This is a genomic window from Paenibacillus faecis, from assembly GCF_008084145.1.
Taxonomy (GTDB): Bacteria; Bacillota; Bacilli; order Paenibacillales; family Paenibacillaceae; genus Fontibacillus; species Fontibacillus faecis.
In genome coordinates, this window is record NZ_VSDO01000001.1 from 604912 (window position 1) to 620403 (window position 15492).

At 49.3% G+C, this 15492-nt stretch carries 15 protein-coding genes; 4 read left to right on the plus strand and 11 right to left on the minus strand.

What is annotated here, in order from left to right:
* Positions 1-90: 90 nt before the first annotated feature.
* The gene (locus FRY98_RS02770) at positions 91-1440 is read left to right on the plus strand and encodes a TolC family protein (protein ID WP_170287004.1); all 1350 of its coding nucleotides are present in this window, start codon (positions 91-93) and stop codon (positions 1438-1440) included.
* Between the two features lie 55 nt (positions 1441-1495).
* Here the strand turns inward: FRY98_RS02770 and FRY98_RS02775 are convergent, their stop codons facing one another.
* Genes FRY98_RS02775 through FRY98_RS02795 form a run of 5 tightly spaced genes read right to left on the minus strand, consistent with a single transcriptional unit; the run spans position 1496 to position 6174 of the window.
* The gene (locus FRY98_RS02775) at positions 1496-2827 is read right to left on the minus strand and encodes a GntP family permease (protein ID WP_148450216.1); all 1332 of its coding nucleotides are present in this window, start codon (positions 2825-2827) and stop codon (positions 1496-1498) included.
* Between the two features lie 34 nt (positions 2828-2861).
* Positions 2862-3638 (minus strand): 3-hydroxybutyrate dehydrogenase, encoded by a 777-nt coding sequence (locus FRY98_RS02780; protein ID WP_148450217.1) that lies wholly within the window; start codon positions 3636-3638, stop codon positions 2862-2864.
* 37 nt (positions 3639-3675) lie between these two features.
* Positions 3676-4332, minus strand: coding sequence for a 3-oxoacid CoA-transferase subunit B (locus FRY98_RS02785; protein WP_148450218.1), 657 nt, complete (start codon positions 4330-4332; stop codon positions 3676-3678).
* A 1-nt stretch (position 4333) separates the two neighbouring features.
* Positions 4334-4987 carry a CoA transferase subunit A gene (locus tag FRY98_RS02790; RefSeq protein WP_148450219.1) on the minus strand — a complete coding sequence of 218 codons (654 nt, stop codon included), beginning with the start codon at positions 4985-4987 and terminating at the stop codon, positions 4334-4336.
* Entirely contained in the window at positions 4984-6174 is a 1191-nt protein-coding gene (locus FRY98_RS02795) for an acetyl-CoA C-acetyltransferase (protein ID WP_148450220.1), read from the minus strand. Before FRY98_RS02795 ends, FRY98_RS02790 begins: the two co-directional genes overlap by 4 nt.
* Positions 6175-6499: 325 nt before the next feature.
* Between FRY98_RS02795 and FRY98_RS02800 the strand changes: the two genes are divergently transcribed.
* The 3 genes from FRY98_RS02800 to FRY98_RS02810 all read left to right on the plus strand — a co-directional run bounded on the left by FRY98_RS02800 (position 6500) and on the right by FRY98_RS02810 (position 8939).
* The gene (locus FRY98_RS02800) at positions 6500-7420 is read left to right on the plus strand and encodes a LysR family transcriptional regulator (protein ID WP_148450221.1); all 921 of its coding nucleotides are present in this window, start codon (positions 6500-6502) and stop codon (positions 7418-7420) included.
* Positions 7421-7501: 81 nt separating this feature from the next.
* Positions 7502-8617 (plus strand): MFS transporter, encoded by a 1116-nt coding sequence (locus tag FRY98_RS02805; protein WP_148450222.1) that lies wholly within the window; start codon positions 7502-7504, stop codon positions 8615-8617.
* A gap of 109 nt (positions 8618-8726) precedes the next feature.
* A complete protein-coding gene (locus tag FRY98_RS02810; protein ID WP_148450223.1) occupies positions 8727-8939 on the plus strand; it encodes a GrpB family protein in 213 nt (70 codons plus the stop codon).
* 54 nt (positions 8940-8993) lie between these two features.
* Here the strand turns inward: FRY98_RS02810 and pgmB are convergent, their stop codons facing one another.
* The 6 genes from pgmB to FRY98_RS02840 are packed head-to-tail and all read right to left on the minus strand — an operon-like array spanning position 8994 to position 15471.
* Positions 8994-9665: a beta-phosphoglucomutase gene (pgmB, locus tag FRY98_RS02815; protein ID WP_148450224.1), complete on the minus strand. Its 672-nt coding sequence runs from the start codon at positions 9663-9665 to the stop codon at positions 8994-8996.
* Positions 9666-9672: 7 nt separating this feature from the next.
* Positions 9673-10551 (minus strand): alpha/beta hydrolase, encoded by an 879-nt coding sequence (locus FRY98_RS02820; protein ID WP_148450225.1) that lies wholly within the window; start codon positions 10549-10551, stop codon positions 9673-9675.
* Positions 10552-10566: 15 nt separating this feature from the next.
* Positions 10567-12270: a glycoside hydrolase family 3 protein gene (locus tag FRY98_RS02825; RefSeq protein ID WP_148450226.1), complete on the minus strand. Its 1704-nt coding sequence runs from the start codon at positions 12268-12270 to the stop codon at positions 10567-10569.
* Between the two features lie 45 nt (positions 12271-12315).
* Complete coding sequence (locus tag FRY98_RS02830) at positions 12316-13296, minus strand: ABC transporter permease (protein ID WP_148450227.1); 981 nt, start codon at positions 13294-13296, stop codon at positions 12316-12318.
* 53 nt (positions 13297-13349) lie between these two features.
* The gene (locus FRY98_RS02835) at positions 13350-14486 is read right to left on the minus strand and encodes a sugar ABC transporter substrate-binding protein (protein ID WP_148450228.1); all 1137 of its coding nucleotides are present in this window, start codon (positions 14484-14486) and stop codon (positions 13350-13352) included.
* Between the two features lie 31 nt (positions 14487-14517).
* A complete protein-coding gene (locus tag FRY98_RS02840) occupies positions 14518-15471 on the minus strand; it encodes an ABC transporter permease (RefSeq protein WP_148450229.1) in 954 nt (317 codons plus the stop codon).
* Positions 15472-15492 lie beyond the last annotated feature (21 nt).

Below are 15492 nucleotides of genomic sequence, written 5' to 3' on the forward strand. Positions count from 1 at the left end.
CAAATTGCGCGGATGAATTTATGGATGATAGCATGGAAGGCAAAACAAACACCAACCCCTTGCGGGTTTGAGAGGAAAGGTAGAATGGCTATGAAGCGAAGTTTGTCGGTAATGATGTCTTCCTTGCTGAGCATGGCCCTTTTGGCGGCTGGGCCGGTTTCAGCCTATGCGGACAATAACGAAAACGATAATTCCATTCGTTCAGGGAAGGAGGCTACAAACAGCGGGGTATTAAAGGAGCACTTTATCGATTCGGGTACTTTGGCGCCGTTAAAGCGTTTGGATCTGGATACGGTTTTGAAACTTGCGCTGGATTATTCTTTAAATTACAAGCTGCTGACTTTTAAAATAACCGCACTTAAAGAAAATGAAGGAAATCTAAATAAACAAAAGAAGAAGCTGGATGAATCCGCTTCCGGCGGAACGGGGGGCTCCTACACTTTGCCGGAATCCCTGGAGGAAATCCAAAAAAAGTATGAGGACTTTCCCGAGGAGCTGCTTCCGTCCCTATATCCGATGCTGGAAACCAACGCCGTGGTCAATCGGTTGATCAGCGGAATCGGCAGCATCACCGACGCTATGAACAAACAATTGCAGGGCCAGCGTGACCAGTTGATCCTTTCTCTAAAACAGATCAATATTGAACAGGCCAATACATTGCTCGATCTGGAGGAAGCCCGCATAGGCATTCGATTGCAAATGACTTCTCAGTACGTGGAATTGCTGACGCTTAAAAAGCAGGTAAGCATGAACGAAGCCTATCTGGATGTTCTAAAAACAGATGTGAAGCGGGCCGAGTTGATGCAGGAACAGGGGATGACATCGGCGGAAAAAGTCACCGAAGCGCAAAGAGAGGTCGAGAAACAGGAGCAGCAGCTAACTCAATTAAGAAACAAGTACCGTCTTGCCCTGGCACAGCTCTGCTTGGACCTAGGCGTGGCTTACGACCCGGACATCGAGCTTGGGGATTTGAACGAATTCTCCCCGCAGCCCGTCACCCCAATGAACCGGGAGCGAATTTTGGAGAAATCATTTGAAATGAAAAGACAATGGAACTCCATTATATTGGCTGAACAGCAAAAAAGTCACACCGACGCAGCGAATGAAGACCAGGAGGATTATCTCGAGACAAATGTTCGGATCGCCGAGCAGCAAGCGGAGAAAACACGCATCGATCTCAATAAAAAAATCGACCAGCTCTACAGCAATCAGGAAACGGCCTATCAGGCTTATCAAAACGCGTTAAAAGACTTGAGTAACGCGCAACTGGATGTTCAGCATATAACAGTTCGTTATAACAATGCGCTTGTATCGCGTCACGATTATGAAAAATCCAGTTTCAGTCTGACCCAACAAGAGGCTAAGTTGGAACTAGCCAGACTACAGCTCTATGTCGCACAACGTGCCGTTAACGCGCTGGAGGACGGGTTTATTATGTAGGCTAAACGCAAAAGAACCGCCCCATGTAAAACACACGGGACCGGTTCTTTTTAACTCACATTATTTTCCCCAATCCAATCACAATCACGATCGCAATCGTACACCCGCCCGTCACCGTGATGAACGCTTCCTTAAATCCATTTTTGTGGTTTAATTTGGTCAATGCCAGAAACGTTAAGAGAACGCCGCTTTGTGGAACAAGTGTGGTAATATTTGAAGCGATCGCAGCTACACGGTGAATTAATTCCGGCTGGATGCCGGCATCAAGATAAAATTGGGCGAAATTGGGCATCACGATTCCCAAGGTCCCGGAAGAAGATCCTGTGATCGCCGATATACAGGCCGTTAATACTGTCAGACTGATTAAGGGATCGCCCGGGATCGAAGTGATTAAATCGGAAAATAATTTAAACCCCGGTGCGACCATCAACACGGAACCAAAAGCCACGGCCGAAGCCGTAGCAAAGATAGGGGCAATGGAGCCGCTCGCCCCAATACTCAACGTACGGATTTTGTCTGGAAGATGTTTGTGAAACAGCGCCACTGCCAACAAAATACCTACCATTAACGCCACATAAATTACATTCTGGCGAACAAAAGCATTTCCGAAAGTACTGCCCAAAACAGCGATAATAATTAATGTGGCGAGGGGTAAAACGCTTACCATAAAACCGGGCAATTCGCGTTCTTCATTGCTTTCATTTTCATCGTCGGCATAAGTTGCATAAGTTTCCCCGGCTTTTAAACTCTTGTTCAAACAGTACTTCATATAACAGAGGCCAAATGCGGTACAACCTATAGCCCCCACTATGCTTGGAATAGCCGCTGCCACTAAAGAGGTTCCTAGAAATGGAATGGGAATGACATTCTGAATAGCCGGGGTTCCCGGTAGAATGGTCATTGTAATAGTTCCGATGCCCAGCCATACTGGGATTTGAATTAAGTTCCAGGCGATATCCAGCTTTTTAAACAATGTGCGCGCCAGTGGTATGACGGCAAACATGACAACAAAAAGGCTAATCCCTCCGTAAGTTAATATAGCGGCAACAATGAAGATGGCCACAAGTACTCTATAAGGGTTGTTAGTGCCGAATTTCTTCAAAATAAAGTCGGCAATGGAGACAGTCGCTCCGCTCTCTTCCATGTATTTAGCCAAAACAGCGCCAAGCAGGAAAATTGCAAAAAACTTCACAATATAATTTCCAAGCGCCCCCATGAAATTGCCGCTTTCCGAACCCAGCATCGTGGGGATGATGTCCATTTCATTGAAGAGAACTACTATTAATGTCGCTAACGGAGCAGCCACGGTAATATGAATTTCTTTTAATGCAAAATAGATAATGGCAATGACTCCCAGTATAATTCCTATTGAGCCTACAATTTCCATTTAATCTCCTCCGGATTAGATAAAAGAAGGGAATTTACTGTGCGGTATAGCCACCATCTATTAGACAGGCTTGACCTGTAATTCCTCTTGCCTGCTCACTTGCCAAGAACACGGCATAATCCGCAATTTCTTGAACATCAATCAGACGCTTTTGCGGAACCAAGGGATAAAGAACACTCTCTAACACATTCTCTAGTGGGATATTGCGAGTTTTAGATAAATCCTCGAATTGACCTCTTACAAGCGGTGTATCCACATATCCCGGACAAATCGCATTTACGGTTACACCTGAGTTTGCCGCCTCCAAAGCCGCTACTTTCGTCAAACCAATAACCCCATGTTTAGCGGAGTTATATGCTGATTTTCCGGCAAAGCCAATGACACCGTTGATCGACGCCATATTGATAATGCGTCCGAATCCTTGTTTTTTCATGATGGGGAAAGCTCTTTTTGTGGCAATAAACGGGGCTACCAACATCACTTTCAACATAAATTCAAATTTATTTGTAGGGAAATCCTCAATCATGGATACGTGCTGCAAACCGGCATTGTTGATCAAAACATCCAAACGCCCATACTTTTCCACGGATTCGTCAATCGCTGCATTGATTTCGTCTTCGTTGGTTACATCGCATTTGATTCCGTGGCAATCGAACCCTTCATTTTTCAATTCACTAATCATTTTTTGTAGACTTTCATCGTTAATATCCGAAAACACAACTTTTGCACCTTGCTTCAAAAAGGTTTCGCCGATTTGTTTTCCAATCCCGCTTGCCGCGCCCGTTACAAAAACTACTTTATTATCTACCATTTTATTTCCTCCGAATCTATTTTAAATTTATTGGACCCTAAGCTAATTCTTTTAATTCCTCGCTGATCATCAGCTTGGCCTCTGTTGCCGCTAATACCTCTTCCAACGTGTAAGCGGAATTTATTTCTTTAAGAAGCAATCCTTCCGGAGTAACTTCAATCACCGCCATTTCGGTAATGATTAAATCCACCGCATTCTTTGCCGTCAGCGGCAAAGTGCATTCCCGCAATATTTTAGCTTTTCCTTTCGTAGTGTGCTCCATAGCTACAATGACCTTTTTCGCTCCCGTTAACAAGTCCATAGCGCCCCCCATTCCCGGCACCATTTTTCCGGGGATCAAATAGTTGGCGATATTCCCCCGTTCATCAACTTGAAGCGCTCCCAAAACCGTTAAATCCACATGCCCGCCACGGATAATTCCGAAAGAAGTGGCACTGTCGAAAAAGCAGCCCCCCGGATGAATGGTTACATATTGTCCGCCGGCATTTACAATCGTTGGATCGGTTACTTCGTCTCCTTGTGCCGGTCCCAATCCGACAAATCCGTTTTCCGAATGGAACATAACGTGAATCCCTTCCGGAACAAAGTTAGCTACTTTGGTGGGTAAGCCGATTCCTAAGTTAACCAGCTCCCCGTCCTTCAATTCCTGGGCCACACGTTTGGCGATCATGTTTTGCAGCTCTACCTTATCCATTTCACTTGCCTCCATCAACAATGTAGTTTATGAAGATATTCGGCGTAACCACTTCATTAGGGTCGATTTCACCTATTTCCACGATTTCTCCCGCTTCAACAATCGTTGTCTTGGCCGCACTTGCCATAACATGGTTAAAATTGTTCGCCGAGCCTTTATAGACGATATTCCCGGCTCTATCCGCTTTAGCGGCGTAAAGAAGAGCAACATCCGCGGTAATGGGTTTCTCTAATAGATACTCTTTGCCATCGACTACAATTTTGTCTTTGCCTTCTTCAACCAACGTGCCTATTCCCGTAGCTGTCAAAATGCCCCCTAGACCATAGCCGCCCGCACGAATTTGCTCCACCAGCGTTCCTTGCGGAATAAGCTGCACTTCCGTCTCTCCCTCCGTCATCTGTCTGCCGGTTTCTTTATTGGTTCCAATATGTGAGGCAATGATTTTCTTGCATTGCTTATTGCCCACCAGCTTGCCTGAACCTTTATCGACAAAACCTGTATCATTACAGATCAAAGTAATATCTTTAATGTTGGCTGCAACAAGGGCATCCATCAATTTTTCAGGCGTCCCGTTAGCCATAAACCCGCCGACCATCACGACATCTCCGTCTTTGATCTGAGCGATCGCCTCTTCTAAAGCCACTACTTTATTCATCCTCTGACCTCTCTCTCCACAATCATGGCAATACCTTGCCCGCCGCCGATACATAGCGTCGCCAAACCGTTTTGAACCTTTCTTTTCTCCATTTCATGAATCAATGTCACCAATATGCGTGCACCGCTGGCACCGATCGGATGTCCTAACGCAATGGCCCCGCCGTTCACATTGACAATGTTCATGTCGATTCCCAGCTCATTTACGACACTTAATGCTTGGGCCGCAAAAGCTTCATTGGCTTCGACCAAATCCAGATCTTTTACCGTTAATCCCGCTTTTTCCAGTGCTTTTTTCGTTGCCGGAATGGGCCCTGTCCCCATGAGTTCCGGGGCAACCCCTGTGCTTTCAGCAGCTTTAATCGTTACAAGCGGCGCTAAACCTAAACGTTGCGCTTTATTCTTGCTCATCACAATCAATATCGCCGCGCCATCGTTTAAACCTGAAGAATTTGCCGCCGTAACCGTGCCATCCTTTTTAAATGCCGGTTTTAATCCAGCCAAGCTTTCAGCCGTTACGCCCACTCGCGGATATTCATCCGTGTCTACCACCACCGGCGCGCCTTTTCGCTGCGGAACCTCAACCGGGATAATTTCCTCTTTAAATTTCCCGTCTTTCATTGCTTTCTCAGCTTTATTCTGGCTTGCTGCGGCCAATTCATCTTGCATTTCTCTCGTAATATTGTATTTTTCAGCGATATTTTCAGCCGTAATGCCCATATGATATTGATTAAAAGCATCCGTTAATCCATCATGAACCATCGAATCAATGATGGACCCATCCCCCATTCTTTGTCCCCAGCGAGTTGTCGGCAACAGATAAGGCGCCTGACTCATGTTCTCCGCTCCGCCGGCAACTACAACCTCCGCTTGGCCAGCCAGGATGGCTTGAGCCGCAAGTTGAACCGCCTTGAGCCCCGAACCGCAAACCTGATTGATGGTGTATGATGGCACTTCCAGCGGAATCCCGGCTTGCATGGATATCTGCCTTGCGACATTTTGCCCTAAACCGGCTTGTAAAACATTGCCTAGAATAACTTCGTCTACTTCCGCCGGGGCTAAATTAATTTTGTCCAATGCCCCCTTTACAGCAACTGTTCCTAATGCAACAGCCGATACATCTTTAAACGCTCCCCCAAAAGAGCCCACCGCGGTTCTAACCGCCGACACAATCACAACTTCATTCATACGCTTCCCCGCTTTCTTTCCCGGATTACTGATAAAAACACCGTGTAATAAGATTCACATGTGATCCCGAACGCTTACACGACTAACAATAAACCGCTTACAATTCGCTGTCTAAAACCAATTTTTTATATAAGCTGTAAATTAAATTAATACTATTGGATTATCGTTGCTGCTGAGCGGAAAAAGAACACGGCCGGAAAATTGGTAGGCTGACGTTGTGGACAAACCAAGTGAAATTTGCTATTTTCAAGAAGTAAGCGCTTTAAAAACTATTTTTATCGATAAATTCGTGATAAATTTCACAACATAAGTGAGGAATCTCATAATGGATATTAAACATTTAGAGTATTTTATTGAAATCGTAAATTCCAGCTGCAATCTGTCGATTGCCGCAAAAAATTTATGTGTTTCGCAGCCGTCTCTCAGCTTATTAATTCGGAATTTTGAGGAAGAAGAAAATGTCCACCTATTCGAACGCTACAAGGGAAGATTACAAAACTTAACGCCTGCGGGGGAAAGGTTTTTTGAAAATGCAAAAATCCTTGTGCAGAATTACCAGAATATGCTGGCCGAACTGCGCGAAGACTCTTTTCAATTCAAGGGAAAAATAGTCATCGGGATCCCTCCGCTTATACTGGGTATTGTTTTTGCAGATTTACTATCCGAGATGCTCACGACAAATCCGGATATAAAATTTGAAATCATCGAAGCCGGGGCCTATGAATTGCGGAGAATGCTGACCTTAAAAGAGTTGGATTTTGCTATTTTACTGCAACCGACCAATATCGATCCTAGCACCATGAATGAACATCTACTGCAAGAAGATGAACTGACCGCCTTTATGAGCTCTAGCCATCCTTTGGCACAAAACGAGAAAATGTATTGGAATCAACTAAATGACGAACACTTAGCCATCTTTAATTCAACTTTTATGATTCATCACAAATTGCTGGAGCAATTTAAAAAAGAAAACATTCAGCCGCGAATTTCCATTATGTCAGCGTCTTGGGACTTCCTTTTACAAGTAACCAAACATTCAAAATTCATCACTATTTTGCCTTCTCCCGTTCGCGATTTTTTCAATATCTCTGACATTATCGAGGTTCCCTTTCATCATCCGATCACTTGGAAGGTCATTCTTTGCCAACCTAAAAAGGACCGGTACAGTCATGTAGAAAGACATGTGAAGAAAATCATCATTGAGCATTTCGGTAAAAATGGTGACCATGGTTTTATGTCGCTTTAGGAGTGAAAATCCCCCCCGTCCTGTGTTTTCATTTTCATCCACAAATAGCTCCGCCAGTATACGCGACCGCCGTAGCCTCATATGATCCCCCTTGTCGTGGGTACAGCCGAGCTTATCGTAGGAGGCATACTGGAGTTGATTGCGACGGATCTGCACATTTCCGTCAGCGCCACGGGTCAGTTTATTACCTTGTATTCCATCGCGTTTGCCTTATCGGCTCCAATCCTCATCAACCTGACCGCCAAGATGGAACGAAAAACGTTATATCTTGCCAGTTTAGGCTTATTCCTCTTGTCCAACATGCTGGTTGCCTTCAGCTCCAATTACGCCCTGATTTTATCCGCTCGCGCGTTGTCCGCCATGAGCGGAGCCCTCATCATCGTCCTGTCCATCACGCTCGCTTCCCGGTTTGTCCCTCCTTCGTACAGGGGGCGGGCGATCGGCATCATTTATATGGGCATCAGCGGCTCGCTCGTTCTGGGCGTTCCGATTGGAATGACGATCGGCAACGCGTACGGTTGGCGAGCGCCGTTTCTACTGATTGCCGGCTTGAGCGCTTTAGCGATCGTGGTCATCTCCATATTTCTTCACAAGTCACCTCCGGAAAAAGCCGTTCCCCTGCGCAAGCAGCTTGCTTCGCTCAAGAACGTCAAAATCGTCAGCGGCCAACTCATCTCGTTTCTTTTGTTGATGGGACATTTAACCTTGTACGCTTACTTGGCACCCTACGTACAATCGCTCTTTCCGGTCAGTCCCGGAACCCTCAGTCTCGTCTACTTCCTGTTCGGTATCGCGGCCGTAGCTGGCGGCGGTTTGGGCGGCTGGATTTCCGACCGTTGGGGTACAAAGCGGTCGCTTATCTTCATTACGGCATGCTTCGCCTGCTCCATGTTCATGCTTCCCTTCGCGGCAAAACTCTCATTTTATCTGTTTCTGGCTGCCGTTATGGTCTGGAGTGCGCTCAGTTGGGCCATCTCTCCGGCTCAGCAAATGTACCTGATCCAGAATGCGCCAGGGGAAGCCGATATTCAACTTAGTTTAAACTCGTCCATCATGCACCTTGGTATCGCGTGCGGCTCGTTGATTGGCGGCGTCGTCATCGAAACGAGCTCGGTGGCCGACAATTTCTGGGTCGGCGGTCTTCTGGCTCTGGCCGCACTTGGCTGCACAGTCTTTTCGCTTACTCGCAGCGCGTAGCGTCCGTCAACTGCGGCGGAGCAAGCGAAGCCAAACGTAAGCTAACTAAATATGGTAATATAATGGGTACCGGCTCATGCTAAAGCAGCTAAATGTTGGGAGGATGGTTATGAGAAAAGTTGAAGTAACGCCATACAACAAGCAATGGGTTTGGATGTATGAGGAAGAAGCAAACAAACTGCGGCTTATCTTCGGCGAGCAATTGGCCGCCATTCACCACATCGGCAGCACGTCCGTCCCAGGATTGGAAGCAAAGCCAATGTCGTATATCAACGGTAAAAACCACGTGAGATCTTCAGGGGTCTCCGGGCGATTTCCTTAAATAAAACCGCCCACCCTCTTCACTTTCCTACTCTTTCAACCGGAAAGCCATCGTTCATACTGCATTCTTGCGGTAAGCTTCCATAATCCCGTCAAGCGTGAGCCGCGAGGTATCGGAAACCAAATACTTCGCTTGGCGCAAGGAATCCGGCGATCCGATGCCGACCGAAAACATGCCGGCGCCATTGATCGCTTCAATGCCGGCCTCGGAGTCCTCGACGCCGATACAGGCTTCGCAAGGAACACCGAAGTGCTCGGCGGCGTTGACAAAGGTTTCGGGATGCGGTTTGCCGAAGCGGATTTGGCCGGCGTCGACGATATAGTCAAACGCCGATAGAAGTCCAAGTCTCTCCAGAACAAACTTCGCGTTCCGGCTTGCCGATCCGAGGGCCAGCAACAGATTCGCTTCCCGGATATCCTTCAGCAGCCCTTCAATTCCCGGCAACACATCACTGGGACGAATCGTTTCGATCAGTTGCCCATAAACTGCATTTTTTTGGGCCGCCCACCGCTCCTTTTCGCCTTCGGACAAGCTTAAAGGCCGGGAAGCGGCCGCGAGGATCCGCTCCAGCGATTCCATGCGGCTTACGCCCTTTAACCGCTCGTTTAATTCGCGGTCCACCTCGATGCCAAGCTCCGCGCCGATTTGCTTCCAGGCCAGGTAATGAAATTCCGCCGTATCCGTGATGACGCCGTCCAGATCAAAAATGAATGCTTTCGGCTGCATGGTGTCCTCAACGCTCCCTTCCTTGCTCGAGCCATTTGGCGCTCAGTTCCACCCACGCCCCGAGGCTTAATGCTTTGACCTGCTCCTCCGGTTTCACGGAAGCATCGCCCAGCGACATGCCGTGCGGCCCTTTTTCGAACATGTGAAGTTCGCAGGGCACCTGATGCTCAAACAGCTTCCCAGCCAGTCCAAGGAGGTCGGTCGGCGGAATGACGCTGTCTTCGTAGGTTCCCCAGATAAAGGTACGCGGTGTATCCCCGTTAACATATTGCAGGAGATTAAGCGACCGTTCTTCCTCTTCCGTCAAATTTTCTTTGCCCATCAAAATTTCCCGTATGTTCGGACCGCGAAAATCCGGCATCAGCCCCTTTTCCATCAGTTCGATGACAAAGGCCGGGGTTTCCGTCGCACGAGCTTCCAAAGTGACGGCCGGATAACCGAGGACCAACTGGTTCGGCTTGATCTGTTCCGAGGTAAGCCCGATCTCTTCGGTAATTAACGCATCCTTGTAGTAGACCCCCAAGCTTAAGGCCAAATTGCCGCCGGCGGAAAAACCGGCCACGGTGATGTCGTCCGCATTCACCAGCCATTCCGCGGCCCGTTCCCGAATGATCGACATCGCTTTGGCCAGTTCGCGCAGCGCCGTCGGAAACGGATTGTCGATCTTGACGGAATAATTCAGCACGAACGCATGGTAGCCCATTCTCGCAAACGCAAGCGCTACGGGCTCGCCTTCATTTTGGGAGATCAGGGCATATCCGCCTCCCGGACAAATCAAAATGGCCGGGCGGATCAAATTTTTACGGTCGAACTCTCCGTCTTCCTGTACGTACGTCGTCAAGGTTGCCGAAGAGTGTTCGAATAACTTTATCGTTTCATGAATCACATGAGTTCCTTCTTTCTATAATCGGGTATCCCATTTGCCGCAGAACGGATCCGCGGGGCTTATGCCTTTGAATTCCGACCGCCCCGTCAGTTTACGCACCAGCATGGGCAAGGTAAAATCGTTGACTCCGTACGTGTTGATATAGGTTTTGACCCGCGGCACATCCAGCAAATGATACGGATTCTCCGTCGAAATAAAAATGGTCGGAATGGACTCCATGTAAATGGGGACGTTCACCCCCATCGGATTGATCCATTCGATCCGCACGGTGGTCTGATTCGACTTGGTCGCCAAATTGCACAGATAGATGATCAAATCGTACTGTTCCCGCATTTCCCCGAACGAACCCTGCAGCCCTTCGTAGATGCCGCTCGGCTCAAACCGGGTAACCGCAAAGCCTTCGGCCTCAAGCAGCGGTATAAAAGAAGCCGCCAGCCCGCTCGTTTTTTGGTAACCGAGCGCGTTCGCCTCGCTTTCGATATCGTAAACTAGCACACGTTTGTAACGTTCGCTGCTGATGGGAAGTACGCCTTGTTGTTCCTTCACAAGCGTGATGGACCGGTCCGCGACCTGTTCGGCGATGTTCAAGTGCCGTTCCTGTCTCAACACCGTTTCCGCCGTTTGCGGGGAAGGGATGTTGTTCTTCTTATGCAAAGATAACGATGCCTTGAGCCCGAGGATGCGCAATACGGCCTCGTCCAGTCTTTCCGTCGACAGCAGGCCGTTTTCCAAGCCCTGCTTCATGAAAGCGACGTCCTCGTCCAAGTTTTTGGTGAACAGAAACATGTCACACCCGTTTTCGATCGATCTTGGAACCAATTCGTTTCTCGGCATCGGTATATTCATGCCCGCCATCGTGGTCGCATCGGTCAAGATCAGGCCGTTGAAGCCAAGCCGCTCTCGAAGCAGACCGTTTAAAAGCTCTTTGGCCAGCGAAGCCGGAAGAATCTCTTCATCCTTGAGCGACGGATCCAGCTTCTTCGAATATTCGGGCAGCGCGATATGCCCGACCATCACCGTTTTCGCGCCTTCGTCGATCAGATGGCGGTACACGTCCCCGAAGGTACGATCCCACTCGTCCGGCGAAAAGGTGTTGACGGAGGTGACAAGATGCTGATCCCTTTCGTCCACGCCGTCCCCTGGAAAATGCTTGATGGAGGCGGCCACGTCCTGTTCCTGCGCCCCTTTGACATACGCCGCGCCCATGCGCTTGACCCGCTCCGGGTCGCTGCCGAAGGTTCGCGTATTGGTGATCGGATTGCGAAAGTTATAATCGATGTCGACGACGGGCGCAAACGCATAGTTGGCCCCGACGCTTTTTCCTTCAAGCGCGCACACCCGTCCCAATTGATAGGCGAGCTCGGGATCGTCCGTGGCGGCGATCGCCATATTGGAGCCGACTTTCGTCCCGTCCTTCGTAATCCCCTGACCGCCCGCTTCCAGATTAGCGGCGATCAGCAGCGGGATTTTGGCGTTCGACTGCAAGGCGGAAACGGTGGCCATCACGCTCTCTTTATCCATCGAGCGGCACATGAGTCCGCCAACGCCGATTTCCCCGGCCAGTCTTTTCAAAAACGGCTCGTCCTGTTTATAGCCGACCATAAAAAACAATTGGCCGATCTTTTCGTCCGTCGTCAGACTTTCAAAGGTCGATTTTACCCATTCCAAATCCTTGTCGTGCAAATGAAACGGTTTTTTCCGCAGCAGATTGATGTCCATAAATTTCTTTCTTTCCTCTCCGCATGTTTATTTCTAGGCCTGCGCCTAATTCGCCGCTCTTCTCCGGCTTAAATAGACCCGGATCCGCTCCTGGTTGGAGGTATACGCCATGAATCCGACGATAAACACACCGACAATAACGGTCTGCATGGAACTGTCGATCCCCAGCACGACCATCCCGTAGGATAAAGCGTTCATGCCGAGGGCTCCCGCAAAAATACCCAAAGGCAAATTCGTAAATTGCGCCAGATACAGCCCGACCAGAACCGGGCCCATGGAGGAGAACATCAAAGCGGTGGAACTTAAATTACCGGCTGGGGATACCAACACGGTGGAAGCGTTGATGACGGCGGCGGCTCCCAGCAGCGCGCCTACCACCAGATAGGTTAGAAAAATGTTCTTTTTCTCCTTGACTCCCATATTGACGGCCAGCCGCGGATTGGCGGCCAACGACCTTGTATCGTAGCCGAATTTAGTGTGGCTCAGCAAATAGTAAAACAGCACCATAATCACCGCGAGCAAAATATAGATCCAGGGGGACCTTGCGAAGACGGTCAGGCCCGCATGCATATAAAGCTGTGTCCCCGAGCCCCCGTAAACGACGCCGGATAAGGCCTCGTACATCATGACCACGCCAAGCGATACGATAATGGTCGGTACCCGAATCCATAAATACAGAAGGCCTTCCACCAGACTGAGGAGAACCGCAACGGCGACGGTAACCGCCAACAGCATGATCGGCCCCAACCCCAGATCAATCGTCAAATTGCTTCCGATGATGCCGGCAAGGATGATGATGATTCCGGGGGCGAAATCCCATCTTCCCCCCGAAAGAGGCAGCGCGATGGCATAAGCCGTTATCGTTGTCAGCACGCTGCCCCGGATGATCCGGTCGAACGCGCCGGAAGAAACATACCCGGTCTTGTTCATCAAAAGCGTCACAATCAGGATAATGACATAAACCGCGATCGGAAACAGGAACGTTTTGAGCAGGTTAATTGCCCGTTTCAACATCAAGACTTGCATAATTTCACTCCATTACGGCTCGCCGTCAGACTTCTTGCCCAGGCAAGCATGGTTTAATTTCTGGCCGCCTTGATTTCGTCAAGCGTCCGGTTCGTCAGTTTTTGCAGCGACTCCCACGTCGCGCTGTCGTTGTAGGACAGCATCACTTCTTTCAGTTCCTCGGCCGTCACCGCGCCTTTCGATTTATCCTCCGGAATAACGTAGTTTTTGAAATCCTGGATTTCCGCCGGCGTAGTGAAGGTAACGTAATTGACGTAGCCGTTCGGTTTCCGGTCGGGGTACGTTTTCCCGTTCAAGCGATCGTAAATTTGCGCAAACGAATTGGCGAGAATTTCACCGTAATTATTCGTTCCGGCCATCACGATTTTGCCGTTTTCGAGCCCCGCCTCCGTCGAGTCGTTATAGCCGAGAGCCAACAGGCGGATATCGGGCTTCGTGCTGTTGAGAATCGCCGGATACACAAAATCCATGCCGGAGCCGAGTCCGAAAATTGCGTCCACCTCAGGGTGATCGGAAATAATCTTGGTTACGGCATCCGCCGCGTTGTCCGGAGCGAACGAGTGGAATTCGGTCGGATAGACCGTGACCTCGCCCTTCGTGTCAAGCTCTTTCATTTTGTCCGTAAAGCCCTTGATAATGGCGGGAGCGTCCGTAAAAGCGAATTCCGGGAACGAGGTGACCCCGATATGTTTTACGCCGGAAGCATAGGCCTGTTCGGCATATTTGGCGCCCAGTTCCTCCGGGTTTTCGCCGAATTGCTTGATCCCTCCTACAAAATAATCGCTCGTTACATTTTCGTCGGTCTCGCCAAGGGCGACCGCATAATATACGCCGGCTTCCTCAGCCAGGCTGACGCTTTGCTCCAGAGCGGTGTCGTAACCGCTGATCACGGCGTCGACGCCGGAGGCCAACAGGTTTTCCAGCCCGGTGATATGATCCTCTTCACTGGACCCAACCGTGGCGAAATTAAATTTGACGTTGAAATTTTTTTCCAGATAAGAACTGTAGGCTTTAATTTGCTGGCCTTGGATATCCGTGTAGTTGTAAAGCATGACTCCGATGGTGTACCCGCCTTTGGGATTACCGGTCGCATTGCCCTCTCCGCCGCCGCTTCCACCGCAACCCGCCAGAACGACCCCGAACAGCAAAATGAGCGCGGTCAAAGAGAACAGCCACTTTTTAGTTTTCATTCGTTTTACCCCTTTTCTCTGTTTGATTTGTTTATCTTGGCATAACTTCGCCGTTGGGTCTCCGAAGCAGCAGAAACACGACGATCAGAAATATCATCCCTTTAATTAGAGACACCACTTCGGGCGCAACGCCCACCATAACCAAACCGTTGTTCAGCACCACAAACGTAATGCTGCCGACAAACGCGGAGCTCATTCTGGAGCGGCTGCCCCCATTGAGCGCCATTCCCCCGAGGATCAGCGCAACAATCACGTCCATTTCCAGACCCATCCCCGTGTTTTCGCTGATGACCGCCGATCGGGACAAGGAAAGGATCGATGCGCAGCCGACCAAAATGCCAGCCAGAAGATAGGCGATCACTTTCATTCTTTTCACCCGTACGCCGCTTTGTGAAGCCGCCAGCGGATTGTCGCCGATGGCTTTGTTTTGCTTGCCGATTTTGGTCAAATGAAACAGCACAAAACCGGCCGCCCCCACAAGCACAATGATGGCGATAATCAGCGGCATGTTCCGCCCCAACTCTTTCAGCGCCCCGCTATCGGCCAAAGCGATTTTGCTGGCTGAGGTCGAAACCCGATATGTTACGATCCCCCTGGCTACGAACATTACCGCAAGCGAGGATATCACGGCCATGAGGCCAAACTGATTGGCGATCAGCACATTGACCAAATAACAGGCCACGGATACCAACACCGCCACAAGGACCCCAACCGCCAAAGGAGCTCCCGCGTTCATCGTGTAAATGGCGGCCATTGAGCTTAGTGCGAGAACCGCCGCTACCGATATATCCATCCCGCCATGGGAAAAAACAAACACCATGCCGACCGAGATCGTGAACAGTACGACGAGTTGTTTGAGAATCGTCCGGACATTGAAGTCGGACAACAGCGCCCCGTCCGTCATGAATGTAAACAACAGCAATACGAGCACAAGGCCGGCATATTGGATCAGCGCATTTTGATGCCTTTTTATAAATAGTTTCATAATTCGTTCTCACCGCCTTGC

Coding starts and splice junctions, on each gene's coding strand:
- FRY98_RS02825 (WP_148450226.1), bottom strand. CDS start 12,270: ATGGACATCAATCTGCTGCGGAAAAAACCGTTTCATTTGCACGACAAG.
- FRY98_RS02780 (WP_148450217.1), bottom strand. CDS start 3,638: ATGGTAGATAATAAAGTAGTTTTTGTAACGGGCGCGGCAAGCGGGATT.
- FRY98_RS02800 (WP_148450221.1), top strand. CDS start 6,500: ATGGATATTAAACATTTAGAGTATTTTATTGAAATCGTAAATTCCAGC.
- FRY98_RS02795 (WP_148450220.1), bottom strand. CDS start 6,174: ATGAATGAAGTTGTGATTGTGTCGGCGGTTAGAACCGCGGTGGGCTCT.
- FRY98_RS02830 (WP_148450227.1), bottom strand. CDS start 13,296: ATGCAAGTCTTGATGTTGAAACGGGCAATTAACCTGCTCAAAACGTTC.
- FRY98_RS02790 (WP_148450219.1), bottom strand. CDS start 4,987: ATGAATAAAGTAGTGGCTTTAGAAGAGGCGATCGCTCAGATCAAAGAC.
- FRY98_RS02810 (WP_148450223.1), top strand. CDS start 8,727: ATGAGAAAAGTTGAAGTAACGCCATACAACAAGCAATGGGTTTGGATG.
- FRY98_RS02835 (WP_148450228.1), bottom strand. CDS start 14,486: ATGAAAACTAAAAAGTGGCTGTTCTCTTTGACCGCGCTCATTTTGCTG.
- FRY98_RS02775 (WP_148450216.1), bottom strand. CDS start 2,827: ATGGAAATTGTAGGCTCAATAGGAATTATACTGGGAGTCATTGCCATT.
- FRY98_RS02785 (WP_148450218.1), bottom strand. CDS start 4,332: ATGGATAAGGTAGAGCTGCAAAACATGATCGCCAAACGTGTGGCCCAG.
- FRY98_RS02805 (WP_148450222.1), top strand. CDS start 7,502: ATGATCCCCCTTGTCGTGGGTACAGCCGAGCTTATCGTAGGAGGCATA.
- pgmB (WP_148450224.1), bottom strand. CDS start 9,665: ATGCAGCCGAAAGCATTCATTTTTGATCTGGACGGCGTCATCACGGAT.
- FRY98_RS02840 (WP_148450229.1), bottom strand. CDS start 15,471: ATGAAACTATTTATAAAAAGGCATCAAAATGCGCTGATCCAATATGCC.
- FRY98_RS02770 (WP_170287004.1), top strand. CDS start 91: ATGAAGCGAAGTTTGTCGGTAATGATGTCTTCCTTGCTGAGCATGGCC.